Source organism: Haladaptatus sp. AB643 (genome assembly GCF_024136975.1).
Classification (GTDB): Archaea; Halobacteriota; Halobacteria; order Halobacteriales; family Haladaptataceae; genus Haladaptatus.
Window position 1 is genome coordinate 50,866 of sequence record NZ_JAMYJW010000006.1, and the last position, 25,510, is coordinate 76,375.

A 25,510-nucleotide genomic window follows, 5' to 3' on the forward strand; every position below is an offset into this window, starting at 1 on the left:
AAAGGATAAAAAACCTGTTACTCGATTACTCGTCGTCTTCTTCGACGAGCTCCGGGTCGCTCATCGCGCTCTGAAGGCTGTCGAGGCCGTTTACCCACTCCGTAACGAGACCGTACTCCATCTCCTCCATGATTGATATGTCGAGTTCGTCACCCGCGAAGATGCGCGTGCCACCCGCCGCGACGAGACCGAGCGCGGAGTCCAAATCCTCCGCTTCTTCGGCCTTCTCGGCTTCGATGATGTAGTCCTCGACGGGCGCGTCCTCGGCGGGGCCCTGTGCGACGTACTCCTCCGACGCGTAAAACACGCAGAGCAGGCTCGTCTGGACGCCGTCGATGAGCATCGCTTTCTCCTCGTCCTCGAACTCGACCTCGCCGAGGACGGTCTCTCGGATGTCGGTGAGTTCCGAGAGGGCCGTCTCCTCGTCGATGTCATCGTCGTCGTACGCGGTGACGATTTTGGCGACGGCGATTGCCACGTCGTCCTGCAGGTTGAGCAGGAGCCGTGCGGAATCTTCGTCCTTCGGGTCGATATCCTCGTCCTTGATTCTGTCCAACCAGTTCTGCCAGCGTTCTTCGGAGTAGAACTCCTCTGGAGGAGCGCTCATACCTCTTTCGTGCATAGCACGATTCATAAATCCTCCGAGGCTGCCTCAACAGGGTGAGACCGCCCAAAACGGCCGAAAAACTCATGCTACACCGGGACGTGCGGATGTTTCGCCACCCATCGAAGTTAGGATAGCCGCAAACTGATCAAAAAGCCTGCACGATGGCTGTGTGATCGGTTGGCAAGCGAAAATCGACTCCCGAGCGACGGCTCACTTCGAGAGTGTCGCCTCGGTATCGAGTCCGTACACGAGTTCGGGAGTCGAGACGTGGGCCGTTCGAATCGCCTCGTCGTACCCCTGTTCCTGCATCCACGACACTCGTCGGGGGACCGTCTTCGGCCCCATTACCGCACCGGGACGGTCGGGGTCATCGATGAAGTCCGTCTCCATCAAAAACGGCTCGCTGCGCTCGACGGCGAGTTCGAGGCGGTCCTTGTCGCTCATCACGCTCGGCGTTACACCCGCCAATTCGCCGCCCGCGTAATGTTTGACCACACGCTCCGGTGGCAAGCCAGCCGCCTCCGCCCACTCGGCCACCTCGGTCAGATCGTCCGTCGCTTCGGTGTGCAGTTGAACCGCGCTTTCGGTCTCCGCGCCCAGTTCCAGCGCGCGCCGAAGGACGGCGTTCGAAGCGTCCCACACCTCGTCGGTCACGTCATAGTGTGGTCGTCCGGATTTCAGGGCGACGGCCCGCCCGTCCGCGACGTACTCCGCGGCGACTTCGAGTCCGGATTGCATCAGGTCACGCGCGTTCGCGGGCGTGAAGTCACGGTCGTCCACCAGTTTCGAGACGAGTCCCGGATGCACGCCGAGGACGGGCCACGCTCGACCCGGCAGGATTTCGTTCGCACGTTCTACCACCTCGACCGTCGTGTCGAAGACGGTTCGAAAGTCCGCTCCCGTTTCGGCTTCGACGCCGAGCAGCCAGGACGGCTTGTTGACGACGAGTAGGTGCGTGCCGCCGCTCCGTGCGAAATCCTTGACCGCTTCGACACCCCGGCCGTGGTCGGGGTCCAGATGGAGGTGATCGTCGAGTACCGGCGTCCCGAGGTCGTTCATACGTTTTCGTTGGGTTCCAGCGAAAAAACGCCCGTGGTTTTCCGATTTACTCGTCTTCGAGGACGAACGCCTCGTGGGCCGCGTTTTGGAGCGCGTCCGACCGGCCGTACTCGCCGGGCGCGATGGCAACCGTCCGAATCCCGTTTCGGGCCGCCTTTTCGAGGACGGGTTTGAAATCCGTATCCCGGGAGGCGATTGCGAGGACATCCACTTGGTCATCGAGCGCGAGTTCGGTCGCGTCGATGGCGAGTTTCACGTCCACGTCGCCGCTCGTGATGACGACCTCGAAACCGCGTGCTTCCGCCGCCTGAATCAACCCCGGTGTCGCGTGCTCGTCGAGGTACAGACGCGACGTTGCGAGTTGTCCGAGTTGCCGTCCCGCCGCTCGAACGTCGTCCAGATCGACGTCGAAGTCGTCCCGAAGGACGTTCGGTCCGTCGACGAAGAGTGCAACAGTTCGTTCGTGTTCATCGCCGTCTCCCTCGTGGAGAGACCGCAAGCCGCCGCTCATGGTCCGAGGTAGACGATAGCGGGACATAGCGGTGGCGGTTCGTTCTTCGTCCGACCTATTCCCAGAATGATTGATTTAACATCAGTAAACTTGTTCAGCACAGAATTAATTAATACTCTTAACTTTAGCCTTTATTTATTAATCCAGAGTATAAGATTTCAGCAATTCAAATAGATAAAATTTAAATACATATGCGAACTTCGTTAACTTGCCGTATGGCAGACGACAACATATCGCGGTTCGATAGACGTACATTCCTCAAAGCAACAGGTGCAGCCGGTGCGGCGGCGGCCATGAGTGGCGTTACGATGGCGACGCCCGGTCGTGAGCCCGGACCGAAAGAGGACGAGATTCTGGTCGGCGTTTCGGCCGGTCACGGTGACATCGAACAAGCAGTCACCGCAAAATCCCCGATGGACATCACCGTCGTTCACAAGAACGAACACCTGCGCTACGTCGCAGTGAAGCTCCCGAGCGCGATGCCCGACTCGGCTCGACAGAGCTTCATCGACGCAATCGAGAAGCGCGAAGGGATCAAATACGCGGAGCAGAACGCGACGCATTCGACGTACCTCACGCCGGACGACCCTAAATTCGGTCAGCAGTACGCGCCGCAGATGGTCAACTCCGACGACGCGTGGGACACCACCCTCGGCAGTCACGACGTCACCATCGCCGTCGTGGACACGGGTGCACAGTACGACCACCCGGACCTGCAGGCGAACTACAAATCGAACCCCGGAAAGGACTTCGCCGACGACGACAGCGACCCATATCCGGACGCGCCGCAGGACGAATACCACGCGACCCACGTTTCCGGCATCGCCGCCGGTGTCATCGACAACGGCACCGGTGTCGCAGGGCAGGGTAACTCCTCGCTCATCAACGGCCGTGCGCTCGACGAGGGTGGCAGCGGTTCCACGTCCGACATCGCGGACGCCATCCGCTGGGCCGCGGACCAGGGTGCCGACGTCATCAACATGTCCCTCGGTGGCGGTGGCTACACGAGCACGATGAAGAACGCGGTTACCTACGCCTCCAACAACGGCGTCTTCATCGCGTGTGCAGCGGGTAACGACGGCTCCAGCAGCGTCTCGTACCCGGCAGGATACAGCGAATGTCTCGCTGTCTCCGCCATCGACTCGAACGGCGACCTCGCTTCCTTCTCGCAGTACGGTAGCAAGGTCGAACTCTGTGCCCCCGGTGTGGACGTCCTCTCGACGACGACCGAGACGCGCGGTTCCTACGAGAAGCTCTCGGGTACCTCGATGGCAACCCCCGTCGTCTCCGGCGTCGCCGGGCTGACGCTCGCACAGTGGGACCTCACCAACTCGGAACTTCGAAGCCACCTCAAGAACACGGCCGTCGATGTGGGCCTGTCCTCGGATAAACAGGGCAGCGGCCGTGTCGATGCCTACAACGCCGTTACTACCGACCCCGGCAGCGGAAGCGGCGGCGGTGGCGGTGGTGGCAGCGATTCCACGAGCGGATCCGCCAGCGGTTCGCTCTCCGGCTACTCCGACTACGCCGACTACACGTGGTCGTGGAACTACAGCAGTCCGAGTCAAGTCGTCGTGGAGCTCGACGGACCGAGCGACGCCGACTTCGACCTCTACGTCAACACGGGAACGTCGAGCGCGGCGAGTCCGAGCAGCTACGACTACTCGTCCACCAGCACGGGCAGTCAGGAAACGATCACCATCGACAGCCCCGACACGTCCACCGACATGCAGATCGACGTGGATTCCTACAGCGGGTCGGGCAGCTACACCGTGACGATCACGGAATACCAGTAATCCCCATTCGATTGGTCCCCTCCTCTCGTTCTCACAACCGAAGAGTGACGACGATGCGAAATTCCCACGATGGTTCGGTAGCGACTGGTATCGAACTACGGCAGTGGAGCCGTCTCCGAATTTTACACCGGATGACACCACGCGGTTTATCCCTCGCTACGACAAATCGTCGGTCATGGTCGAGCCGACTGGAATCACCGCCGGACTCATCAACCTCCTCGCCGTTTTCATCATCGCGGCGAGCGTGGGTGTTTTCGTTGCCAAAGTCGGACGGTTTCCCTACACTATCGCCCTCCTCCTCGCCGGGCTCGCCGTTTCGATACTTGGTATCAACATCGACATCACGCTTACACACGACCTCATCCTGCTCGTGCTGTTGCCGCCACTCCTGTTCGAGGGCGCGGCGACCACCGACCTCGATAGCTTCCGCGAGAACCTCGGGTTAGTGTTGACGCTCGCGGTTCCCGGCCTCATCGTCTCGATTCTCATCCTCGGGGTGATGGGCCACTACGCCTTCGGCTATCCGCTGTTGCTCGCCACGCTGTTCGCCGCGATGATCCTTCCAACCGACCCGGTGTCCGTCTTGGCGCTGTTCGAGGAACTCGGCGCACCCGAGCGCCTATCGGTACTGGTCGAGGGCGAGAGCTTACTCAACGACGGCGTCGGCGTCGTCGTCTTCTCCGCGCTCTTCGTGCTCGTGAAACGGTCGGTGGAGAACGACATCGAACTCTCGAAACTCATCACCCCGAAGGTCATCGGCAACACCGCCATCGAAATCGTCTTCGCCAGTATCGGCGGCTTGGTCGTCGGCCTCGCCGCTGGCTACCTCATCTACCGCGTCATGGTCAACCTGGACGAGCACATGACCGAAATCGTCCTCACGCTCATCCTCGCCTACGGGAGCTTCCTGCTCGCCGAACACTACTTCCACGTCAGCGGCGTCATCGCAACCGTCACCGCCGGACTCCTCATCGGCAACCGCGGCGCGGAGTACGCGATGAGCCCCCAGACGAAGATATCCGTGTTCAACACGTGGGACACCGCCGCGTTCCTCGTCAACACGCTCATCTTCGTCCTCATCGGCGCGAAAACGCCCATCCACCAGATGGTCGATAACTGGCAACTCATCGTCATCGCCATCGTCCTCACGTTGTTCGTGCGTGCCATCACCGTCTATCCCTTCACCGAGGCGGTCAACCGATTCACTCGGAGCGATATTCCGTTCTCCTATCAGCACGTGATGGTGTGGGGTGGCCTGCACGCCTCGATTCCCATCGCGCTCGTACTGGGCCTTCCGTCGGAGTTCCCGCACATCGGGGAACTCCGTTCGATGGTGTTCGGCGTCGCTGCGTTCAGCCTCATCGTCCAAGGGTTGACCATGAGCAACCTCCTCGACTACCTGAACATCGTCACCCGAACCGAGACCGAGGAGTTGTACGAACTCCTCCTCGGGCGCGCGCGTGCGGTCGATTCCGCGCTCGAAGCCGCCGACCGCCTCCACAACCGCGGTGACCTCCCGGGCGACGTGTACGACGACTTCCGCGGCGAGTACGAGGCCGAGAAGGACGACCTGAACACGACCATCTCCCGCCTGCTCCACGAGAACCCCGAACTCCGACGGGAGGAACTCCTCGTCGGCGAGCGCCGCGTCCTCAAACAGGAAAAGAGCGCCGTCATGGACGCCATGCGCTCGGGCGTCATCAGCGACGACGTCGGCGAACGACTGCTCGAAGAGGTCGATTTGAAACTCGACCGCGTCGATACCGGTCAGAGCACCGTCCGCGACGACCCCGACAACGAAGCCTACGAGGAGTTCTGGCGCGCTCGCGTGAAGGAATACGGCCTCGATACGTCCTCCGCTGACGACGACTAGGAAAGCGACGATGGGGAAGAATCGTGTTTGGTTTTGATTCTGTTGTGATTCTAAACACTGGGAAGACGACCTCGAAAGCCCCCGGACCGAACGAAATCCGCGATTTAGACCCGTCGCTGTCCGGTTCGTAGTCGTCGTCAGAAGTTTTGCGAGAGCCTGTGGTTAGGCCCCTTCGCGTTGTTGCGAGGGAAGAACGCTCTGTGGCGGTCTTCCCGCACTCGTGTGAGTGCGAGGGAAGGGAGTTGAACCCTTGGACCTCTACAGGAGCGGATCTTGAGTCCGCCGCCGTTGGCCGGGCTTGGCTACCCTCGCACGCAGTTTCTATTCCATCCTCCGGGTGTTAAAACGTTCCGAATCGAGAAACGACACTCCTTTTCCATATCGCCGCGCCTCTCGAACCATGACGAACGTCGATTCTCGCCTCGAATTGGCCGAACGCTCCGCGACCGCAGGGAGCGAAATCGCGGCCGAGGGCTTCCGACACGACCTCGCAGTCGAGACGAAATCCAACAAGACGGACGTGGTGACGGAGTTCGACCGGCGCAGTCAACGCCGTGTCATCGAAGTTATCGAAGCCGAGTTCCCCGACGACGCGATCGTCGGCGAGGAGGAAGACGCGCTGAAGGAAGTCCCCGTAGAGGGCGACGTGTGGGTCGTGGACCCCATCGACGGGACGAACAACTTCGTCCGCGGGATTCCGCTGTGGACGACCAGCGTCGCGGCGGTCCGCGACGGCCAAACCGTCGCGGCCGCGAACGTCTGCCCGGCGCTGGGCGACGTCTACACCGTGGACGGGGACGGCGCGTACCTGAACGGCGAGACGATTTCGGTCAGCGACCGCACGGACCCCGAGACGTTCACGGTCTGTCCGACGATTTGGTGGGACTTCGACCGGCGGGAGGAGTACGCGGCGACCGTCGAGGGAATCGTGAAGCGCTTCGGGGACATGCGCCGGTACGGGTGTGCTCAGATCGTTCTCGGGATGGTGGCCAGCGGCGCGCTCGACGGCACCGTAACGAACGTCGTCCCGAACCCGTGGGACACGGTCGCGGGCGTGTTCATGGTTCGGCAGGCAGGCGGGACGGTGACGGATATTCACGGCGAGCCGTGGACGACCGAAAGTCGGGGACTGGTCGCTTCCAACGGGGAGGCGCACGACGAAGTGCTCGCGGCGGCTCGCGATGCGGAAAAACGGTCTCAAAAGTAGACGATTATGATTTATAATTTCGATTTGCGACTCGATTCCGATGCGGGTGTACAATTATTTATCAGTGGGGCCTTACCGTAGCGATATGAACCTGGATGACACAGACCGCGCCATTCTGAAAGCCCTCCAAGTGAACGCTCGAACACCGTTCAGCGAGATAGCACGACAGATCGATATGTCCAGTGCGACGGTCCACGACCGTGTCAATCGGATGGAAGAAGCGGGCGTCATCACCGGCTATCACGCCAGCGTGGACCCGAAGAAGATATCGCTCGGTATCTCCGCGTTCGTCGGTCTCCGCGTGGAACAGGGTCGTGAGAAGGACACGCTCAAGCGACTCGAAGGTATCGAGGGAATTCAGGAGGTTCACCTCACGACTGGATCGTGGGATGTTTTGGCACGGGTGTATGCCGAGAACGCGGACAGTCTCCGCGAACTGATGTTCGACAACATCGCGCAGATGGACGGCTTCGCCCGTTCACAGACGATGGTCGTCCTCGGGTCACCCTACGAAAGCGACGAACTCCCCCTGAAAATGGGTTCCGAGGAGTGACAAGACCGGAACCCTAAAACCCGTTCGCTTCGCTTCGTGCGATATGGATACCGCAAGCGAGGGACTCGAAAACGAGCGCCTGTGGTTGGGGGCGGTCGCCGCCGCCATCGTCGCCCTGATCGGTGGTGCGCTCGCGTTCCCGAAACAAGTGTACGACGGCTTCATCTGGCATTATTTTTGGGGACCCGTACTGGCCGACGCGAAAGGCGCAGAGTGTGCCGTCCGTAGCGGCGGCGCGACGAGATACATCTACGACGCGGGCACGTGCGCGACAGCGCCCGGTCCGGTCGCCGTCCCCGGTTACACCTTCGTCTCGGAAGTCGGCTACGCCGTCACGCTCATCGTCGCCCTGATTGGCGTCGTCTTTCTGCTCCGTCGCCTGCACGTCGGCGAGGAGCGAGGCCTCTTCTTCGCGCTCTTCCCGTTCATGCTCTTCGGCGGTGCCCTTCGGGTCGTCGAAGACGCAAACAACGCGCTCGGAGCGGGGCACAGCTCGATCCCCTTCCCGTGGAACACCCTCATCATCAGCCCGGTGATCTATTTTACCGTCTTCGCCGTCACACTCGCGGCACTCGTCGTGAGCGTCGTCCTCGAACGACGGGGTATCGTCGAGAACTACGAATATCCGCTCGCCGGAATCGGAACGCTCGTGCTCGCCCTCACGGTGGGCCATCTCGTCGTGCTGGCGATGACGACGAGTCAACTCAAATTCTACCCACAGATACTCGTCGTCGTCCTCGGCGGTGCGACGCTCGTCACCGGAATCGTCTGGTGGTTGGTGGAGCGGTTCGCCCCCGAGGTCAACGCGGGAACGGCCGCAATCGGTGCGGTCGTCATCTGGGGACACTCGGTGGACGGCATCGCAAACGTCGCCGTTCTCGACTGGTCCGGTGCGCTCGGCCTCCCTGGACCCTACACCGCGAAACACCCCGTCAATCGGGCAATCATCGACATCACGTCCGGTGTACTTCCACCGTCGATAACCAACGTCATCGGGACGGCATGGCCGTTCCTACTCGTGAAAATAGTCGCCGCGCTCGCCGTCGTTTGGGTGTTCGACGAGCAAATATTCGAAGAAAGCCCCCGCTACGCCATTCTGCTGCTCATCGCCATCGTCGCGGTCGGTCTCGGGCCGGGAACCCGCGATATGCTCCGGGCAACGTTCGGAATCTAACCCAGACGTTCCAACGTCGATTCCGGGAAATATCGGTCGCCACAGTTTTTACACTCCGCCACTTCGATCGTTCCCGCGTTCGGATGGTCGATACTGACGTTTCGTTTCGACAGGGACGACCCACACGTCGCACACGAGAGCTCGAATTCGGTCGTCATACGGTTACCACTCCTAACATGTATGGAGATTTACCCATTATTCACACCCTCTAGTATAGTAATTACGGCCACCCACGACATAAAACCCATGTGTCTCGCTAGCGCGGTTCATGTTTCGCCCCGAAGGAAGTTCGAGAGCGCGGTGACAGCTATGGATACGGATGTGGTTCACGATCGAGACGCGGTTCGAACCCGAGTTCGTCGGGAACCGTCCGCGCACGCTCGCCGAAGAACGCATCCTCGGTGAACAGCGGTTGTGCGTCGGGGACTAGAACGCGAGCCCCCTCGAATCCGAGCGACGCGACGTCTCGCGTGGTCAACCGCGCACCGTAGACCTGAAACGCGTCCCTCGCCAGCGACACCACGGTTTCCAACTCCTCCACGCCCTCCGGAACCGTCGATCCGACGCTCGAACTCGGTATCGTCGTCTCGGGAGCGACGAACTCCCGGGCCGCGTCCGGAAATACCGCATACCGGCCGATGGACCCGTCCTCGTTCGCCGCATCCTCCTTCCCCATCAGTTTGAGTTCGGTCCAGTTCTGCAACGCCTCCGCGAGCGCCGACCGGGCCGCCGCGTCCGGATCGAGGTTCGCACCTGATCCGACCGCGAACTTCGGCCATTCGCCCTCCCGGTGAACCGCCACGGCCACCACGGGAACGTCGATGTCCTGTGTCACCAACAGGGTCGTTACCTCCAACTCCTCCGCGCGTGCTCGCTTGACCAGCGCCTCGAAACCCTCGTCCTCGACGGCCAACCCGAGCGGTTCGAACGTGGAGTACCACGCGAGCATCGTCGCATCGCGCTCGATGACTTCGTATATCCCCGACAGGAGCGCCTCTACCGTCGAATTGCCCAACCCTAACCCGGTAGTGATGGATGGCTTGAACCGCATCGACGGCGGCGGGAAGTGGACGAATTCGGCCGGGAGATGAACGAGATCTCCGGTCGTCAGATTCCGACCCGACACCCACTCGATCTCTTCGTCGCTCGGGTCCTCCCACCCAGTCGGGCACACGAACTCGGCGGGCGATACGGCGTTTCCGAGTTCGGACGGCCGTGCCACCGCGAACTCCTCCTCGCGGTAGATTCCTGCGCAGTAGCGCTCCATCCCCTCGCCCAGCGCCTTCATCAACGCTTCGTCCCAGTCGGCCGAAACACCGGCCGATTGGGCCGCCGCGCGTGCGTCGCTGAACCCGCTCGTATCCGCGGTGGATGCCAAATAGTACGGCACGGGAAACGACGACACCTCGCCGAGCGAGCGAACGATTCCGATCCGCTCGTCCATCGCCAATTCCGCACGGCTCACCGCATCGTCCAACGTTCGCTCCTCGTACGCGATACCGAGCGTCCTGTCCCGCGATTCCCCACACGTCGGACATCCCGGAATCGGGAGCAGTCGCCGTTCGGCGTGAGGAATCTCTCGCACCCCACCGAGGAGCGACGATTCCTCCCCGCTTGCGAGTCTCGCCGCCTCCCGTCCCGCGACCGCGCCAGCGTATCGTTCGGTGACGCCGTCGTACTCGACGCTTTCTCCTTCTTCCTCTCGATTCGATACCACACGTGCACGGAGACAGTCGAAACAGGCAGTCTCCGGGGAAAATCCGGAAATCGCGGCATCCACCCCGGCGATCGCATGTCCACCGACGCCACCGAGTTCCACGGCGATCCACGGAACCCCCGCGCGATTCGCACGCCTGAAAACGGGTGCCCCAACCTCGTCGATGACAACCGCGAAATCGGCCTCGTCGATCGCGTCGTCGTCGAGTTCTTCGACGCTTCCTTCGATATCCGAGAGCGCCGCGACGACCGCATCCGCACCACGTCCCTGTCCGACCACGCCCAGCACGCTGTTCATGCACGGGACGAGACGGCGTGGTGGCAAAAATACGGCGGATAGCTACCGCTCACGGGTACTGAAAAAACGGAAGGAGTTCGGCTTAGTTGAGGATGCTCTGTGCGACGCCAGCGAGCTGGTCGGTGTCCGCGCTCTGCAGTTCGTCGTTGGCAAGCTTCAGGCGGAGGCGTGGGCGACCGACGTCGATGGGGACCTTTTCCGTGCCGATGAGGCCCATGTCTTCGAGCTTTGTCTTCGTGCGGGAGAACGTGGCTTTGCTTGCGATGCCGACGTCCTCGCCCCACTTGCTGATGTCGTAGAGCAGTGCTTCGTTTTTGGCCGCGACGAGGAGGCTGATCGTCACTTCGTCCAGACCGTCTCCGTCGCCACGTGCGGTTTCGAGGGACGCGAGGACGCTGTTGAAGTCGTCTTCTGCCTCGGGGCTGATCTCGTCGCCGAGCGTCTCGCGGACACGCGTGATCGGGGGCGTGCGGAGCGAGAAGGAGCCTGCGTCGTCCCAGAACTCCGTGTACGTGCCGTATGCGGCGTCAACGAAGTCGTCGTCGTCCGAGGTGAGACCGCCTACGCGGTCGCCCGCCGTGACGAGCGCGATGACGACGTCGTCGGTGACGAGGAGCGAGTTGCCGGAGGTGTCGTCAGTCGTGCGAAGGGTGAGTGCATCCTCGTCGATGAGGTCTGCGGCGTTACTGGCGATGATGAAGTCCTCCATCACGTCCTTCAAGGTACTCTCGTCCGCGAGCATGCGCATCTCGGGGAGGTCACCTTCGTATTCCGTTGCGGCGTCGATGAGGTCCTCGATCGCGCTCGCGGATGGGTTCACGACGAGCATGACGTCGGGACTTTGATCGATGACCGTCTGCAGGATTTCGTGGACGCTTTGGTTCAAGAGGTTCGATTTTGTTTCCATGGTAGCAGGGAAGAGATTCATGTATTTAATTTTAACGCTCGAACTCAACGGAAATCATAGGTTATGTAGCATGAACAATTAGTCAACGACGTAATTATAATCTCTAAATTTGTATAATATCGGCCTGATCTCCGATATCTCTTCAGTGAATTTGAATTTTTCAGTGTCCCCGCGAGAGTGCCCAGATCGCACAATATCGCGTAATTTTACCTTCCGATAACTGTTGTTGGCCGGGAATAACCGGATAATTCCGTTGGGTAAGCGGTAATTACCAAATCAAGATTGCGTGAACAGTCCGAAAGGATGAAGTATGATGGATGTGGTGTTTCAACACATACCATGCGATCCGAAATCCGACAGTGGTTCGCGAGTCATCCGTGGGCGTTGAACGCAGCATTCACCTTGATGTTCGCATCGGTCGTGTACACGGGTGGCATCATTTCACCCCTGGAAGCCGGTACGGCTGGCGGTGGACCCTGATTACAACAACGATTCCAACTTGCTCGACCAGTACAGTTCACCATCATACACAATCGGAATTTTTGCCCGCGTGAGAAATGACTTGAGTTCAGCCTGATCTAGCGTGAAGACTGCATCATGTCCATTGAGGTACATCTTGTTGTCCTCCTTCAAAAACGGTTGATAGTATCCACCATGCATTCGCTCCGCGATCGAACTGTATGATAACTTGAACTTGCATCCGTTGACCTTTGTAAGGCGTCCTATCGTCGGAAAGACGGTCCCACACTGCGTTAACTGGTGTGTCCCATCACCGACGACTGCGTAGTCCTTGTTCATCATGATTCGCCGTCGAGCGATTTGAAGGGCTCGCTGGATGCTGAAGCCGTTTATCAACAGTCGAGCGAACGAAACACCCACTTTCCCGGCCTGTTTGTTCAACACCTTGTTGAACGTCACTGCACCGGCCACGCTACCTTTCCTAATCAGTTCCATCCCCTCGTAGTAGGATCCACATGCGTTCAAAAAGAAGGTCTGGACGTTGCTCTCCGTGATGGACGACACCGGGAGAGTGCCGTTGGTACAGCGCAGTCCGGACTTCTCACAGTGACCGATGTAGTGGACGAAATCGCTCGGTGTTTCCAACACCTCGGCGAGTTCCGTGCATGTCAGATGTTCACGAACCGTAACATCGATCGGTAGATTTTCCGACCGGTCCAGATAGATATCGGCCACGTCCTCGTGTTCGTCTTCCATCGTCTCGTCGTTCAATATCAGGGTCACGTCGATGTCCCCTTCCGACTCTTCGAGGTACTTGAACCGGTTCTCGTAGGCACTCGGTTCGACCTTGAACACGTCGATGGGTACGCCGTCCGCCAGCCATCCATGAACACGCCCCCTGTGAAGTTCGGGCATCACCCTATCGACTGACGTAACGCTGTTCGTCGTCCGGTACGGGCTGTCGGCCGAAACCGCACGTGGCTTCGACGGTTCGGCTTGTGGATTACCACGATAGAAGTCGCCGAGCGATACGTCCAACAGTTCGTTCTTCTGTAGATTTGACGATTCTGGGAGGTAGATGAGGCTCAGGTTTGCAAGCAGATACGGGAGCGAGGAGACGTTTTCCAGCGACGGCTCGACGTACATCGCTAGATGCCAGTCCGGAAGTCCATCGTCGATATGGTCGAAATCCACGAGGTCGTAGGTGACCAATTGTTCGGCCGGTGTGGCCTCGTAGGTTGCCTTCGCGTCGATATCGATCTCATCGAGTAGATCCAACTCCGCGAGCTCCCAGCAGTATGGTCCCTCATTGCGGACGAGACAGTCCAGAAAGAACAACCGACGGAGCATGTCCGCGACTTCGTGTTGATACGACGGGAGGGGACTGAATACGTACGTGAAGTTGACCTCGGGTGCCGAAAGCACCGGTGCATCGCGCTCTTCGACCACCACGTCCGCTTGCAGATAGTACGCGAGGGGTGCGGTGACGAACAACGTCCTGAAATCGTCGGGAACGCGGAGTTCGATGCCAACGTCCTTTTTCTCCGCTCGCACTGGGTCCGGGATGTGTAACTCGTTTCCCACTTCGAACTGGGGCGGATGCCCACGAAGGGTCGGATACGACCTGTCCGGGCCGGTCGCCTTCTGAGATGAGGAGGCGTACGAGATTGCTGTCGCTAGCCCTTCCGTCGTCGGTGGAATGGTTATCGTATCGAGTGGGACGTTGTGATGGCTCCGAAAGCCGAACGTAATCGGAATCCACTCGTGGAAATCGACGATTAACGATTCGAAATCGTCCGTTTTACGAATGGACGCTGACCCCGAAAATCGGAGATACGTTTTGACGTTCCCGTGGATGTTTGCGAGGTACTCTCCGTCGGGAAGTTCGAGGGGTTTGGTGTCATTACCGTGCTTGTACTGTTCCCCCGTTTCGACTTCGGTGATGTTTACCAAACTCGGAGGAAACGTGAGTTCGGACGCGTAGCCGGGGACTAACTCGTCGACCGGCGGTTCGATTTCCTGCGTCTCGCCGCCGGACTTCCAGTCGGGCGCATCGATGGTGACCCCCGTTTTTGTCCGGTCGAACGCGCGAACCCCAGTTTCCGTTTCCTCCCATTCGATCATACCGGTAATAGAAGCGTTATCTCACTGTTAGTTTACATTTCTGTCGGGGACGGCGATCTGCCGTGCGAAGGGTAAACTTATACCTCGCGGTGTCTCGGGATTTCACATGGAGTACGACCACGTTCGAGCGACCGATCCGGAAGTCGCCGACGCTCTCGAAGCGGAAGTCGAACGCGAACGCGACACGCTGGAGATGATCGCCAGCGAGAACTTCGCCAGCGAGGCGGTTCTCGAAGCACAGGGAAGCACCCTGACGAACAAGTACGCGGAAGGCTACCCCGGCGAGCGATACTACGGTGGCTGTGAGCACATCGACACGGTCGAGAGTCTCGCCATCGAGCGCGCGAAGGAACTCTGGGGTGCGGAACACGTCAACGTCCAACCGCACAGCGGTTCGCAGGCGAACATGGGCGTCTACCTCGCCGTTCTCGACCCCGGCGACAAGATCCTCTCGCTCGACCTGACCCACGGCGGCCACCTCAGCCACGGTCACAAGGTGAACTTCGCCGGAAAGCTGTACGACGTCGAACAGTACAAGGTGGACACCGAAACCGGCTACCTCGACTACGACGCGATTTACGATCACGCCGTCGAATTCGACCCCGACATCATCGTCTCGGGCTACTCCGCCTACCCGCGACAGGTCGAATGGGAGCGGATTCAGGAGGCCGCCGACGCGGCGGATGCGTACCATCTCGCCGACATCGCTCACATCACGGGCCTCGTCGCCGCTGGCGAACACCCCTCGCCGGTCGGCATCGCCGACTTCGTCACCGGTTCGACGCACAAGACGATCCGCGCCGGACGCGGTGGCATCATCATGTGCGACGAGGAGTACGCCGACGCCGTCGATACGGCGGTCATCCCCGGTATGCAGGGCGGCCCATTGATGCACAACGTCGCGGGCAAAGCGGTCGGATTCAAGGAAGCGCTCCAACCCGAGTTCGAGGAGTACGCCGCCCAGACCGTCGAAAACGCGAAAGTGCTCGCCGAGACGTTCCAGGACCACGGCTTCGGTCTCGTCTCCGGCGGCACGGACACCCACCTCGTGCTCGTGGACCTGCGTGAATCCCACGAGGACGTGACGGGCAAGGACGCCGAGGAGGCGCTCGAAGACGTCGGCATCGTCCTCAACGCGAACACGGTTCCGGGCGAGACGCGCTCGCCCTTCGTCGCCAGCGGTATCCGCGCCGGTACCCCCGCGCTGACGACCCGCGGCTTCGACGCGGACGACATCGAACGCGTCGGCGACCTGATTGCCCGCACGATAAATCACATCGACGACGAGGACGTGAAAGCGGAAGTCGCCGAGGAAGTGCAGGCCCTCTGCGAAGAGAACCCGCTGTACGAATAAGTCGTCTCAACGTTTCTTTTTCACGAGCGACACAGCTAATTCGGCACGCCGTGAGGTTCGACCATGCCTGAACAACTCGCGGGCTTCAAACGCGCCGATATCGTGTTCACCGATGGAACATCCCTCGCCGACGTGACCGTCGCCATCTACCCGGGTTGGATTCGCATTCAGACGGAGACGGCGAACCAGTTCCATCCGCGCGAGCAGGTGGACCGGATTCAATCGACTCGGTGATACCGATGACCGACGATTCAGACGTTCTTCGGGTGACGATACATGTGGAGGACGGAAGCGTCGAATACGTCGAAGGGGAGGATGTGGTTCGGTATCCGAAGTACATCGGTGGGGAAACGGAATACGATACGATGCCGGTCGAAAAATGGGTCGAATTCCGGGCTGCCGATGCTGCGAAGGATGTCGTCTGGGAGGAGCTAAACGAACGAGTGGATGGAGAGATTTCCGGGGTCGGAACCGGAATCAGTTCCACCGACAACGGTGCTACGAAGACCGTGAAAGTGTACCACGAGCGGTGGCGAAACGAGGATGGCACCGTCACCGAGCCATCGATTTCGTTCGACCGATTGCAGGAAATCACACCGGTGCGTGTGGAGACGACTGCGGAATATCACGGCGATACGTACGCCCGTTCGATTCCCGTTCAAGTCGTCACCATGGAGTCGCAGTTTCTCTAACCAATATAATACACGTTCGTGCATATATTCGTATTTTCAATCTCAAAAATACGCACGAACCCGGATGTTTAAGGGGCTTCGAGTGCCAGTGGTCGGTAATGACGGACATCATCGACGGGCGTGCGGTTGCGGAGGGCATTCGAAGCGACCTCGGCGAGAGCATCGAGACGCTGAAGGCGGAGGGTGTGACGCCGGGACTGGCGACGGTGCTCATGAGCGACGATCCGGCGAGCGAGACGTACGTCTCGATGAAACAGCGGGACTGCGAGGAGGTCGGTATCAACGGAATCCACATCGAAATCGACCCAGAGGCACCCGCCGAGGAACTGTACGACACCATCGACGACCTGAACGAGGACCCCGACGTCCACGGGATTCTCGTCCAGATGCCCGTTCCGGACCACATCGACTCGCAGAAGGTGCTCCGCGCCATCGACGCCGAAAAGGACGCGGACGGCTTCCACCCGGAGAACGTCGGCATGCTCGTGGCGGGCCACCCGCGATTCAAACCCTGCACGCCACACGGCGTCCAGAAACTCCTCGAATCGGCGGGCGTGGACCCCGAAGGCAAGGACGTGGTCATCGTCGGTCGGTCGAACATCGTCGGCAAACCGCTCGCGAACCTCCTCATTCAGAAAGCCGAGGGTGGCAACGCGACGGTGACGGTGTGTCACTCCCGTACCGATGACCTCCCTGCGAAAACCCGCGAAGCGGACGTGGTCGTCGCGGCCTGCGGCGTCCCCGAACTCATCGACGGTTCGATGCTTTCCGAGGGCGTGACCGTCATCGACGTGGGTGTCAACCGCGTGGATGCGGACAACGAGAAGGGCTACGAACTCGTCGGCGACGTGGACTTCGAGAGCGCAAAGGAGAAAGCGAGCGCGATTACACCGGTGCCGGGCGGCGTCGGCCCGATGACGCGGGCGATGTTGCTCTACAACACGGTGAAGGCCGCCGGAGAACAGACGGGCATCGACGTCGAACTGCCGTAAAGCGGAGAGTCGAACGGCGCTATCCTAACCGGTCGAGTCTGTCCCGACTGCTCGCGAGGGCGTCCGGATCGTCCTGGTCGAAATACCGCCGCAACTCACGGGCGGCCGACACGAGCACTTCCGCGGTGTCGATGTCGGTTCCGCCTTCGAGCGCCTGCGCCCTGCGGACGTGTTCCCCGAGGGTTTCCAGCGTACTCCTGCTCTCCCGACTGACGTCGTGTTCCCTGGTCCACTCCCCCATCTCCCGGTGATACTCCTTGAGCGATTCGGCGTCGGCCAACCCGCGGATCTCGTATATCGATTCCGGGAGGTCCTCGGTGTCCGGTCGTTCGCCCTCGTCGGCCCCGCTGAGCAGGGAGTAGAAGTAAATCTCCTCGTCGTCGGTCATCCGCATCGACCGACTGAACAACTCGCCCGCGTGGCGGAGTTCGTTCGCGGCGAGGTAGGTGCCGTCGAGCGGGAGGAGTTCGCCGCCGCGGATGAATCCACGCTTTCTGACGTATCTGCGGCCTTCCTTCGCCGCGAGGTCTGCGACCTCGCGCGCCGGTTCCTTGTCGAGTGCGTTCCGTATTTCGACCAGGTCGAGCGTCGCCGGACGGTCGGTCTGTTGGAGACGATTCTCGTCCAAGCCGACGCTCTCCATGCTTCCACAGTCGGGACACGTGACGCTCCCCGTCTCGTAGTACGACCACTGGTTCCCGCAGCGCTTGCACTCACGGGTTCCGCGAACTTTCATGCCCATCCGTTACAGGCCCGCGGTAAAAACTTTCACGCGCGTGAGCGGTCTCCTCTTTCCCTTTCACCTCTCCCTTTCGTCCCTCCCTTTCACCGCTCCTCTTTCAGCTTCGGTCCCCGCTACAGTTCCTTTCTCCCCAGTACATTTATCAGCGGTCACGAACTACACCGTATTACTATGTCGAGTGAAACAAGCTCGGAGGATAGAGTAAGTCGCCCCGTGGCGACTGGTCGAGAAATTCTCGGCCACTTGTACCGCTGATTCTGCGGAGTATTCCGCGAACGACTCGTCCGCTCCACCCGAGACGCCAGTCTCCGCCGAGCGAACGGACGATGGCGTGTCGCTGACCGTCTCCGGCGAGACACACGAACTCACCAGACGCGAGGCCACCCACTTGCGGGAGGTTCTCGGTCGAGCGCTGACCGAACGCCGCGAATACCTCTACACGGCCGGGGAATACCGCGACGACGGGAGTTACGTCGTCTCGCGCCGCGGTGCCGATTCCGCTGGTCATCGAAAGGTGTTCGAGCGCTTCGACGTACTGGTGGACCTGTACGACCGACTTCCCGGAGTGTTCACCGCCGATGACGTGGACGAACGCGGACTGACCGGCGGACGACGTCACATACTCGTCCATCACTTCGCCGAACACCCCGAGTTCGACTGCGAACTCGTCTCGCGTCAGCCACTTACCGTGCAGAAGGAGAGTGAAACGGACGGGTAGAAACGCGGACGAACGACACGCGGACGAATAGTACACGGAGAGCGACGCGGGAACCCCGACGACGCTTCCGACTAGTGAACGCTTTTCGGGGTGGACTGCTTCGTCCCGCGTATGTCACACCACGCCACAGACGGTCGACCGCGACCGTCCACGTTCTCTATCGTCGCTCGCGACCCGGAACAGGACGCCATCGGCGTCGCCGTCCAATCGAAGTTCGTCAGCGTCGGCAGCGTCGTCCCGTTCGTCAGCGCCGACGCCGGAGCCATCGCCACACAGAGCTTCGCCAACGTTTCCTACGGACCGGACGGCCTCGGACTGCTCCGGAAGGGGACCCCTGCCGACGAAGTCGTGATGGAACTCACCGGGGCCGACCCCGACTTCGAGTCGCGACAACTCGGCGTCGTCGAGGCACCCATCGCCGCCCGCCGCCGGACGAAATCCCACAACGTGGGCGCACAGGAGGATTCGATAGCCGCGTTCACGGGCATGGAGTGTTTCGACTACGCGGACGACATTCAGGGCGCTCACTATACCGTGCAGGGGAACATACTCGAAAACCGGGCTACCCTCGAAGCGATGGCCGAGACGTTCGAGGAGACCGACGGCGGACTACCGGAACGACTCATCGCCGCGCTCCACGCGGGCAACGAGGCCGGTGGGGACAAACGCGGCGAACAGAGCGCCGCGCTCTACATCGCCAAACCGCAAGGCGGCTACGAGGGACGTAACGACCATTGGGTGGACGTTCGCGTCGACGACCACGAAACTCCAATCGACGAACTGGAACGCGTCTTCAAGATTTACGACGTGACCCTTCTGGAGCGCGAAGCCCCGGACGAGACGCGCGAACTGACTGGCGACGTTGCCGAACAGGTCAGCGGCACGCTCGCGGAGATGGGCTTTTTCGAGGGGACGCCATCGGCGGAATTCGGCGACGAGGAACGCGACGCCCTGGAGGACTTTCGCGGCCTGAACAACTTCGAAAACCACTCGCTTCCAGTGCTGGAGGACGCCCTCGCACGCGGCTGGGACGAGTCGTCCGGTGACGGCCAAGGGAAGATGGTCGACGCCATCTGGCACGGCCTCTCCCGACTGCAACGGAAGTGACGGCGACACGAGAGGGAATTTTCGGATTTCGATTTTTGCTGTAATTGATCGAGAGCACGGGAGAGCGACGCTCTCCCGGGGAATCGGTTGGAGAGGACGGGGTGCGGTTTTTGTGGTTCGGAGAAAACCGATTCCGGAGCCGTTTGCGAGTGGGCTAACGTTAATGAGGCTTGACCGACAAGCAGTATCTATGAGTACAGATGCCGCACCGAACGGGGAGGAAAGCCCGACAATCGAGGTGACCGAAGATGCAGCGGAACAAGCGCTGTCGTTGCTGGACAGCGAAGGCCTCGACCATTCGGTAGCGGGGCTTCGACTGTTCGTACAGCAGGGAGGCTGTGCCGGACTGTCGTACGGGATGCGGTTCGACGACGAACCGGAGCCTGACGATACGGTGTTCACACATTACGGTCTGCGGGTGTTCGTCGATCCGGCGAGCATGAACTACATCGAGGGGAGCGTCGTGGATTACGAGACCGGTCTCCAAGGTGCGGGATTCCACGTCGAGAACCCGAACGTGGTCTCCGAATGTGGCTGTGGCGAGAGCTTCCGAACCTGATTCGACGCGACGAAGCCCGCGGTATCGGTAAAAGAATGGATCGGTGGCTGTTTTTCCGTCAGTCCAGTTCGAACGCGACTGTTACTTCGGATTGGTACTGACGCCCTTCGACCGAGGCGACTTCGACGCCGAGGGTGTCGACTTCGACCCACTTGATTTTGTCGAGCGTTTCCTCAGCCCGATCGATGGCGTTTTCGGTCGCTTCGTCGAACCCTTCGTCGCTCGTTCCGATGAGGGTGATCTTCTTGAACACCATGGCGTATGTGATTGTTCCGCACCGGTAAAAACCGCATCGGCCGTCCCGGTCCCATCCCGTCCCGTATTCCTCCCATCCCGTTCCGTATTCCGTTCGTTACTCGGACCCCTGCATCCGTGCATCGAGGCGGGCCGCGAGGGCACCCGTCACGTCGGTGAGGTAGGCCGTCCCCCAGAGTGCGGTGACGAGGCCGCCTGCCGTATCGAACACCAAGTCGAGCATGGTGTCGCCGAGTCCGAACTGGGTGAGGACCGCGCGTCCGCCGACGATGGACGCCAGGCCGCTGACGGCGAACTCGGTCACTTCCCAGATGACGCCGAACGCGACGACGAACATGAGGATGAAGACGAACATGAACCGGGGTGGGAGATACACGTCCTCGTAGTGTGAGTCGAGCGCCCGGACGGTGGCGTAGCCGACGCCAGCGACGAGCGATGCCGACAGCATGTGCGTGACGTGGTCCCACCACCAGACGTTCTGATAGGGTCCGAGGGTGCCGACCGCGTGGAGGAAGACGGCGGTGGTGATCCACAGGGTCAACCCGGCGTCCATCGGAATCCCGTAATCGCGCTTGAGAACCGCGGGGGTGTGCGTGACCGCGAACGCCAGCGCGCTGTTGATCATGATTCCGAGGTTGCCCCTGTCCATGCCGACGAAGAAGATGCCGACGAGGCAGAGTTCCATCACGCGCGTCAACTGCTGTTGTCTCCGCTCGGAGATGCCGAGGCGTTCGCGTACTCTCATTCGAGATGCTCCTGAATCTCGGCGGGCAACCGTTCTTCGGCCGGGATGACTCGCCGGAAGTACCACTCGAAGACGATTCCAGCGACGATGCCGACGATCGTCGCGTAGACGAAATCCCACATCAGTCGATACTCGCTGTGGAGGAGGTGCGTTCCGAGGTAGATGTCCGAAAGCCACTGGACGACCGCCCAGACCCCGGCCGTCGCAATCGTGGCGATGACTACGAAGAGGACGGCGAACCAGTGGTTCATCCGAACCGGGGTGAAGACGTGTAACTCGACGGCGACGATGAGCGCGAGCGCGGCGACCGAGAGGTACGTGGCGACCCGTGTCGTGAGCGCGAGGGTCGCGAGTTCCCGTCCGAGGACGGGGAGTGCGGCGAGTATGAGCACTTCCCACGGGAGCATCGCTTCGGTGTTCCGAAAGGCCACTGGTGGTACCAGCGCGAGCGCCGCAACGCTTCCGGCGAACATTGCCCACAACAGGTCGTCCTGCACCAGGCTTCCGATCATCACGGTCACCAGAAATCCGACGAGTAGCCACGCCAGTCCCGCGTTGACACGCTTGTCTTCCACGAGTGCGTCCAATTGGCTGACCCGCTGTGCCATACCCTGAATACGAGCGCTGGCGGTAAGAAATGATAGGAAAGGACGCGAAAAACGAAATCCGTCGGGAATTTCAGCTGAACGGACTATTCGGTCGGGGAAGCGGTTCAGGCGAACTGATACACCGCGGCGTACGCGACGGCCGCGAGTGTCACCGCAGCCATGCCGGTACACAGCCACGCCGTTGGATTCCGAACCGGACGGAACGGTCGTTTGGGGTGCAGTTGCGGTCCGACGCCGACGGCACCCACCGCGAGCACCGAGAACACGAATTGATACGAGACCGAAAGCGTCGGGGCGGGAATCACCAGCGCGGCCAATGCGTAGCCCACCCCGAGCGCGGCGCGCGGGTGGATGTGTTCGCGGAACTGCTCACGAACGCGGCCGCCGTTGAGGTGAAAGTACACCGAGACGGCGAACCACGCCAGCACGACTTCCAGCCCGAAGATGGCGAGCAGGTTCAGCGTCGGGTCCGAAAGGATGGCGATGCGGGAGTGCAGCAGCGTCACGTCGAAGGGGTAGAAGAACTGTGGCGGTGCCCCCGTGAACACGTCGCCGAACGGGTGGGACATCAGTCCGAAGACGGCGGCGAGAACCAACTCCCTCGGCCCGAGGTCGGTGCGCGAATCGGCGACGAGCGCGGCGACCGTTCCGACGACGACGAAGACGGACATGACGCCCGCTCCGAGGAAGCCGCTGTTTGCGAACGCGATCCAGACGAGTCCCGCCAGTAGGGCCGCGGACAGCAGTTTCCTCCACCGATCCCCGGTCGCCAACACGAACGCGGGACCGGCGATCGCGGCGACGACGAGCGAGTGGGTTACGGCGCGGTGAACGAGGTGTGCGCTCCCCCAGAACTCGGCTGTCATCCGCCAGACGCCGCCGAACCCCGACTGTACGAGACCGATCACCGCGTAAGTCATGTCAACGTCCGGAACAGTAGCGAAGACGCCCGCGACGACCCCAAATGCGAGTGCACGCTCTGTGGACCAGAATCGCCGGGCGACGAGCGCTGCCACCCCGAAGGCGAGCAGCGCGTGGCCGACCATCATGGAACTATCCTTCGCGTTCAGTCGTCATAAGCTTCTCTCCAGTTCGACCCCTACTGCATCCGACCTTCGGTCTGCACCGTCTCGATGGCCTTCGAAAGCGATTCGGTCGTCCGGTCGAGGACGCCCGCCAATTCCGGTCGATTCGCCGAGCGATTCCGTGTGCGGTCGCTGGTGCTGTTGTGACAGCGTCGTTCTCCACTCCTCGCTGGAGCAGTTGCTCTTCAGTCGTCGTCGGCATAAACCGGTCCGACCGTTCGGAAAGAAATAGCCGCTTGGAATCGAGTACGAGACGTTTCGCGTCGCACGTGTGACAGCCCGAAAAAGTGAGAGTTAGAACCTCGATTGCTCGCCCGAGATTTCCTGCTGGATTCCACCGGTCGGCGGCTCCTGCCCTGTCGTCCTCAGCTGGTCGAGCAATCGGTAGGTCGAATCGACGGCCCGGGAAAGAACCGACGCACACTCCTGACAGTGCGGGCTCTCGTGTCGCATACACTCGCTTGCACATTCCTCGGCCGCGTTCGCGAAGGTTTCGGCGAGCTCCGGTCCGAAGACCGAGTCACGCGCGATGAGCTTCGTGTTCAGCGTTCCGAGGTCGGCAACGTCACGGCAGAGCCGAATACATTCGGCCATCTCCGGCCCCTCGTCGAGACATTTATCGGCACACCAATCACAGACTTTCGCAGCCTGCTCGAAATCTTCGAGCGCGACACGCATCTCGCCCGGCAACTGGTCGTCGAACTGGCCGCCCGGTTGTGTCATCCCTCGTCCGATCTGCTGGCCGATTCCCCCTCGTTGGGGCGTCCCTTGCTGAGCCATTTCTCGTTGGCCCATTCCGCCGTGGCCGGTTCCACCGCCATACCCCTGACTGGGCATCTGCTGGCCGATTCCCCCTCGTCGGCCACGCTGCTGACTGACGGGCGGTTGCCCGTACCCCTGCTGATACTCGGTGCCGTACTCGTTGCCACCGCTGCTCTGCGCCTGCGAGTGCTGCATGGGTCTCTGTTGTGTCATGGTATTTCTCCACCCAGCAACGTGCTGGGGTACCCCGTCCTACGCCCATGACCCGAATAAACCGGACCGACCGTTTCGACCGTTCGGGATCCGTTCGCAGGGAGAAACGCCGCGTTGTGCGATTTAACGGTCCGTTGGGTATCGACTGCCGGGACGGCGGGGTTTTTGTCACCGCACGTGATACGGAAAGGCATGGAGAACCCTACGGTAGGCGAGTTGACACCGCCCGACAGAACGCTGATGGGTCCCGGTCCGAGCGAGGTACATCCACGCGTCCTCCGCGCGATGAGCACGCCGTTGGTCGGCCATTTAGATCCGTCGTTCATCGACATCATGAACGAGGTTCAGGACCTCCTCCGGTACACCTTCAGAACGGAGAATCAATGGACCATTCCCGTCTCCGGAACCGGATCCGCCTCCATGGAGGCCGCCATCGGAAACCTGGTCGAACCCGGCGACACGATGTTGGTTCCGACTAACGGCTACTTCGGCGGCCGGATGGAATCCATGGCGAAACGGGCGGGTGGCGAAGTCGTCCACGTCGATGCGCCGTGGGGCGAACCACTCGACCCCGCCGACGTGCAGGTCGCGTTCGAGGAACACCAGCCCGATATCTTCGGATTTATCCACGCGGAGACGAGCACCGGCGTCGTTCAACCGGGCGTTTCCGAACTGACGCACATTGCCCACGACCACGACGCCTACGTCATCGCCGACTCGGTGACATCGCTCGGGGGCGTCGAGTTGAAGGTCGACGAATGGGACATCGACGTGGCCTACTCCGGCCCGCAGAAATGTCTCTCCTGCCCGCCGGGTGCGAGTCCGCTGACGCTCAACGACCGCGCGATGGAAAAGGTGCTCTCCCGCGAGGAATCCCCCCGCTCGTGGTATCTCGACCTCTCGCTCCTCGAAGGCTACTGGGGTGAAGACCGGGCGTACCACCACACGGCACCCATCACGAACGTATATGCACTCCGTGAGGCGCTTCGGCTCGTCAGCGAGGAAGGCATCGAATCGCGCTGGGAGCGCCACCGCGACGTTGCCGGTGCGCTCAAGGCGGGCGTCGAAGCGATGGGTCTCGAAATGAACGCGCCCGAGGAGTACTGGCTCCCGAGCCTCAACGCGGTTCGCGTACCGAACGGCGTCACCGACACCGACATCACGAGCTACCTGCTCGACCAGTACGACCTCGAAATCGCTACCGGACTCGGTGATTTGGACGGCGAAATCTTCCGCATCGGTTGCATGGGCTACTCCGCCCGCCCGGAAACCGTCTCGTACCTCGTGAGCGCGCTCGGCGACGCGCTCCGCGAACACGGCGCGGACGTGGACGTGGAGGCGGGACTCGCGGCGACGAGCGAAGCGCTCGGCAACTGAGTCGAAAACCGATTTCT

The 25,510-nt window shown here is 61.0% G+C and carries 26 protein-coding genes and 1 tRNA gene; 13 read left to right on the plus strand and 14 right to left on the minus strand.

Annotated features, from left to right (window positions below):
* Positions 1-25: 25 nt before the first annotated feature.
* From NKF25_RS13180 to NKF25_RS13190, 3 genes are all read right to left on the minus strand, one after another.
* Positions 26-607 (minus strand): DUF2150 family protein, encoded by a 582-nt coding sequence (locus NKF25_RS13180; protein WP_253227132.1) that lies wholly within the window; start codon positions 605-607, stop codon positions 26-28.
* A 210-nt stretch (positions 608-817) separates the two neighbouring features.
* Positions 818-1,666 (minus strand): TatD family hydrolase, encoded by an 849-nt coding sequence (locus tag NKF25_RS13185; protein WP_253227133.1) that lies wholly within the window; start codon positions 1,664-1,666, stop codon positions 818-820.
* Between the two features lie 46 nt (positions 1,667-1,712).
* A complete protein-coding gene (locus NKF25_RS13190) occupies positions 1,713-2,177 on the minus strand; it encodes an NYN domain-containing protein (RefSeq protein WP_253227134.1) in 465 nt (154 codons plus the stop codon).
* Between the two features lie 215 nt (positions 2,178-2,392).
* On the opposite strand from NKF25_RS13190, the gene NKF25_RS13195 reads away from it, so the two are divergent.
* Both NKF25_RS13195 and NKF25_RS13200 read left to right on the plus strand, forming a co-directional pair.
* The gene (locus NKF25_RS13195; protein ID WP_253227135.1) at positions 2,393-3,973 is read left to right on the plus strand and encodes a S8 family peptidase; all 1,581 of its coding nucleotides are present in this window, start codon (positions 2,393-2,395) and stop codon (positions 3,971-3,973) included.
* 175 nt (positions 3,974-4,148) lie between these two features.
* Positions 4,149-5,846: a Na+/H+ antiporter gene (locus tag NKF25_RS13200; protein ID WP_253227136.1), complete on the plus strand. Its 1,698-nt coding sequence runs from the start codon at positions 4,149-4,151 to the stop codon at positions 5,844-5,846.
* Positions 5,847-6,073: 227 nt separating this feature from the next.
* On the opposite strand, the gene NKF25_RS13205 is transcribed toward NKF25_RS13200, so the two are convergent.
* A tRNA-Leu gene (locus NKF25_RS13205) sits at positions 6,074-6,158 on the minus strand.
* 88 nt (positions 6,159-6,246) lie between these two features.
* Between NKF25_RS13205 and NKF25_RS13210 the strand changes: the two genes are divergently transcribed.
* From NKF25_RS13210 to NKF25_RS13220, 3 genes are all read left to right on the plus strand, one after another.
* Positions 6,247-7,053, plus strand: coding sequence for an inositol monophosphatase (locus NKF25_RS13210; protein WP_253227137.1), 807 nt, complete (start codon positions 6,247-6,249; stop codon positions 7,051-7,053).
* A gap of 85 nt (positions 7,054-7,138) precedes the next feature.
* Positions 7,139-7,606 carry an Lrp/AsnC family transcriptional regulator gene (locus NKF25_RS13215; protein WP_253227138.1) on the plus strand — a complete coding sequence of 156 codons (468 nt, stop codon included), beginning with the start codon at positions 7,139-7,141 and terminating at the stop codon, positions 7,604-7,606.
* 43 nt (positions 7,607-7,649) lie between these two features.
* A complete protein-coding gene (locus tag NKF25_RS13220; RefSeq protein WP_253227139.1) occupies positions 7,650-8,780 on the plus strand; it encodes a DUF63 family protein in 1,131 nt (376 codons plus the stop codon).
* On the opposite strand, the gene NKF25_RS13225 is transcribed toward NKF25_RS13220, so the two are convergent.
* The 4 genes from NKF25_RS13225 to NKF25_RS13240 form a co-directional block, all read right to left on the minus strand.
* Positions 8,777-8,938, minus strand: coding sequence for a hypothetical protein (locus tag NKF25_RS13225; RefSeq protein WP_253227140.1), 162 nt, complete (start codon positions 8,936-8,938; stop codon positions 8,777-8,779). The genes NKF25_RS13220 and NKF25_RS13225 overlap by 4 nt on opposite strands.
* A 149-nt stretch (positions 8,939-9,087) precedes the next feature.
* Positions 9,088-10,794, minus strand: a complete 1,707-nt coding sequence (locus tag NKF25_RS13230) for a YcaO-like family protein (protein ID WP_253227141.1) — start codon at positions 10,792-10,794, stop codon at positions 9,088-9,090.
* An 82-nt stretch (positions 10,795-10,876) separates the two neighbouring features.
* Complete coding sequence (locus NKF25_RS13235) at positions 10,877-11,701, minus strand: DUF5821 family protein (protein WP_253227142.1); 825 nt, start codon at positions 11,699-11,701, stop codon at positions 10,877-10,879.
* 480 nt (positions 11,702-12,181) lie between these two features.
* Entirely contained in the window at positions 12,182-14,284 is a 2,103-nt protein-coding gene (locus NKF25_RS13240; protein WP_253227143.1) for a hypothetical protein, read from the minus strand.
* A 106-nt stretch (positions 14,285-14,390) separates the two neighbouring features.
* Between NKF25_RS13240 and glyA the strand changes: the two genes are divergently transcribed.
* The 4 genes from glyA (at position 14,391) to NKF25_RS13260 (ending at position 17,322) form a co-directional block, all read left to right on the plus strand.
* Entirely contained in the window at positions 14,391-15,638 is a 1,248-nt protein-coding gene (glyA, locus tag NKF25_RS13245; protein WP_253227144.1) for a serine hydroxymethyltransferase, read from the plus strand.
* Between the two features lie 63 nt (positions 15,639-15,701).
* Entirely contained in the window at positions 15,702-15,872 is a 171-nt protein-coding gene (locus tag NKF25_RS13250) for a hypothetical protein (protein ID WP_253227145.1), read from the plus strand.
* A 5-nt stretch (positions 15,873-15,877) separates the two neighbouring features.
* Positions 15,878-16,330 carry a hypothetical protein gene (locus NKF25_RS13255; protein ID WP_253227146.1) on the plus strand — a complete coding sequence of 151 codons (453 nt, stop codon included), beginning with the start codon at positions 15,878-15,880 and terminating at the stop codon, positions 16,328-16,330.
* 98 nt (positions 16,331-16,428) lie between these two features.
* Positions 16,429-17,322 carry a bifunctional methylenetetrahydrofolate dehydrogenase/methenyltetrahydrofolate cyclohydrolase gene (locus NKF25_RS13260; RefSeq protein WP_253227147.1) on the plus strand — a complete coding sequence of 298 codons (894 nt, stop codon included), beginning with the start codon at positions 16,429-16,431 and terminating at the stop codon, positions 17,320-17,322.
* A gap of 19 nt (positions 17,323-17,341) precedes the next feature.
* Here NKF25_RS13260 and NKF25_RS13265 read toward each other — a convergent pair whose 3' ends face one another.
* Positions 17,342-18,058, minus strand: coding sequence for a TFIIB-type zinc ribbon-containing protein (locus NKF25_RS13265; RefSeq protein ID WP_253227148.1), 717 nt, complete (start codon positions 18,056-18,058; stop codon positions 17,342-17,344).
* A gap of 337 nt (positions 18,059-18,395) precedes the next feature.
* Between NKF25_RS13265 and NKF25_RS13270 the strand changes: the two genes are divergently transcribed.
* The 3 genes from NKF25_RS13270 (at position 18,396) to NKF25_RS13280 (ending at position 20,448) form a co-directional block, all read left to right on the plus strand.
* Complete coding sequence (locus NKF25_RS13270) at positions 18,396-18,782, plus strand: hypothetical protein (RefSeq protein ID WP_253227149.1); 387 nt, start codon at positions 18,396-18,398, stop codon at positions 18,780-18,782.
* 111 nt (positions 18,783-18,893) lie between these two features.
* Entirely contained in the window at positions 18,894-19,889 is a 996-nt protein-coding gene (locus NKF25_RS13275; RefSeq protein ID WP_253227150.1) for a DUF1028 domain-containing protein, read from the plus strand.
* A 190-nt stretch (positions 19,890-20,079) separates the two neighbouring features.
* Positions 20,080-20,448 carry an iron-sulfur cluster assembly accessory protein gene (locus NKF25_RS13280; RefSeq protein WP_066142078.1) on the plus strand — a complete coding sequence of 123 codons (369 nt, stop codon included), beginning with the start codon at positions 20,080-20,082 and terminating at the stop codon, positions 20,446-20,448.
* Positions 20,449-20,506: 58 nt separating this feature from the next.
* Here NKF25_RS13280 and NKF25_RS13285 read toward each other — a convergent pair whose 3' ends face one another.
* The 5 genes from NKF25_RS13285 to NKF25_RS13305 all read right to left on the minus strand — a co-directional run bounded on the left by NKF25_RS13285 (position 20,507) and on the right by NKF25_RS13305 (position 24,116).
* Positions 20,507-20,704: a dodecin gene (locus NKF25_RS13285; protein WP_253227151.1), complete on the minus strand. Its 198-nt coding sequence runs from the start codon at positions 20,702-20,704 to the stop codon at positions 20,507-20,509.
* Positions 20,705-20,800: 96 nt separating this feature from the next.
* Complete coding sequence (locus NKF25_RS13290; RefSeq protein ID WP_253227152.1) at positions 20,801-21,448, minus strand: hypothetical protein; 648 nt, start codon at positions 21,446-21,448, stop codon at positions 20,801-20,803.
* Positions 21,445-22,056, minus strand: a complete 612-nt coding sequence (locus NKF25_RS13295; protein WP_253227153.1) for a hypothetical protein — start codon at positions 22,054-22,056, stop codon at positions 21,445-21,447. The genes NKF25_RS13290 and NKF25_RS13295 overlap by 4 nt, the downstream gene beginning before the upstream one ends.
* A gap of 104 nt (positions 22,057-22,160) precedes the next feature.
* Entirely contained in the window at positions 22,161-23,105 is a 945-nt protein-coding gene (locus NKF25_RS13300; RefSeq protein ID WP_253227154.1) for a metal-dependent hydrolase, read from the minus strand.
* 330 nt (positions 23,106-23,435) lie between these two features.
* Entirely contained in the window at positions 23,436-24,116 is a 681-nt protein-coding gene (locus NKF25_RS13305) for a four-helix bundle copper-binding protein (RefSeq protein WP_253227155.1), read from the minus strand.
* 192 nt (positions 24,117-24,308) lie between these two features.
* Here NKF25_RS13305 and NKF25_RS13310 point away from each other — a divergent pair, with 192 nt between their 5' ends.
* Positions 24,309-25,493, plus strand: a complete 1,185-nt coding sequence (locus NKF25_RS13310) for an alanine--glyoxylate aminotransferase family protein (protein ID WP_253227156.1) — start codon at positions 24,309-24,311, stop codon at positions 25,491-25,493.
* Positions 25,494-25,510 lie beyond the last annotated feature (17 nt).

Coding starts and splice junctions, on each gene's coding strand:
- NKF25_RS13180 (WP_253227132.1), bottom strand. CDS start 607: ATGAGCGCTCCTCCAGAGGAGTTCTACTCCGAAGAACGCTGGCAGAAC.
- NKF25_RS13185 (WP_253227133.1), bottom strand. CDS start 1,666: ATGAACGACCTCGGGACGCCGGTACTCGACGATCACCTCCATCTGGAC.
- NKF25_RS13190 (WP_253227134.1), bottom strand. CDS start 2,177: ATGAGCGGCGGCTTGCGGTCTCTCCACGAGGGAGACGGCGATGAACAC.
- NKF25_RS13195 (WP_253227135.1), top strand. CDS start 2,393: ATGGCAGACGACAACATATCGCGGTTCGATAGACGTACATTCCTCAAA.
- NKF25_RS13200 (WP_253227136.1), top strand. CDS start 4,149: ATGGTCGAGCCGACTGGAATCACCGCCGGACTCATCAACCTCCTCGCC.
- NKF25_RS13210 (WP_253227137.1), top strand. CDS start 6,247: ATGACGAACGTCGATTCTCGCCTCGAATTGGCCGAACGCTCCGCGACC.
- NKF25_RS13215 (WP_253227138.1), top strand. CDS start 7,139: ATGAACCTGGATGACACAGACCGCGCCATTCTGAAAGCCCTCCAAGTG.
- NKF25_RS13220 (WP_253227139.1), top strand. CDS start 7,650: ATGGATACCGCAAGCGAGGGACTCGAAAACGAGCGCCTGTGGTTGGGG.
- NKF25_RS13225 (WP_253227140.1), bottom strand. CDS start 8,938: ATGACGACCGAATTCGAGCTCTCGTGTGCGACGTGTGGGTCGTCCCTG.
- NKF25_RS13230 (WP_253227141.1), bottom strand. CDS start 10,794: ATGAACAGCGTGCTGGGCGTGGTCGGACAGGGACGTGGTGCGGATGCG.
- NKF25_RS13235 (WP_253227142.1), bottom strand. CDS start 11,701: ATGGAAACAAAATCGAACCTCTTGAACCAAAGCGTCCACGAAATCCTG.
- NKF25_RS13240 (WP_253227143.1), bottom strand. CDS start 14,284: ATGATCGAATGGGAGGAAACGGAAACTGGGGTTCGCGCGTTCGACCGG.
- glyA (WP_253227144.1), top strand. CDS start 14,391: ATGGAGTACGACCACGTTCGAGCGACCGATCCGGAAGTCGCCGACGCT.
- NKF25_RS13250 (WP_253227145.1), top strand. CDS start 15,702: ATGCCTGAACAACTCGCGGGCTTCAAACGCGCCGATATCGTGTTCACC.
- NKF25_RS13255 (WP_253227146.1), top strand. CDS start 15,878: ATGACCGACGATTCAGACGTTCTTCGGGTGACGATACATGTGGAGGAC.
- NKF25_RS13260 (WP_253227147.1), top strand. CDS start 16,429: ATGACGGACATCATCGACGGGCGTGCGGTTGCGGAGGGCATTCGAAGC.
- NKF25_RS13265 (WP_253227148.1), bottom strand. CDS start 18,058: ATGAAAGTTCGCGGAACCCGTGAGTGCAAGCGCTGCGGGAACCAGTGG.
- NKF25_RS13275 (WP_253227150.1), top strand. CDS start 18,894: ATGTCACACCACGCCACAGACGGTCGACCGCGACCGTCCACGTTCTCT.
- NKF25_RS13280 (WP_066142078.1), top strand. CDS start 20,080: ATGAGTACAGATGCCGCACCGAACGGGGAGGAAAGCCCGACAATCGAG.
- NKF25_RS13285 (WP_253227151.1), bottom strand. CDS start 20,704: ATGGTGTTCAAGAAGATCACCCTCATCGGAACGAGCGACGAAGGGTTC.
- NKF25_RS13290 (WP_253227152.1), bottom strand. CDS start 21,448: ATGAGAGTACGCGAACGCCTCGGCATCTCCGAGCGGAGACAACAGCAG.
- NKF25_RS13295 (WP_253227153.1), bottom strand. CDS start 22,056: ATGGCACAGCGGGTCAGCCAATTGGACGCACTCGTGGAAGACAAGCGT.
- NKF25_RS13300 (WP_253227154.1), bottom strand. CDS start 23,105: ATGATGGTCGGCCACGCGCTGCTCGCCTTCGGGGTGGCAGCGCTCGTC.
- NKF25_RS13305 (WP_253227155.1), bottom strand. CDS start 24,116: ATGACACAACAGAGACCCATGCAGCACTCGCAGGCGCAGAGCAGCGGT.
- NKF25_RS13310 (WP_253227156.1), top strand. CDS start 24,309: ATGGAGAACCCTACGGTAGGCGAGTTGACACCGCCCGACAGAACGCTG.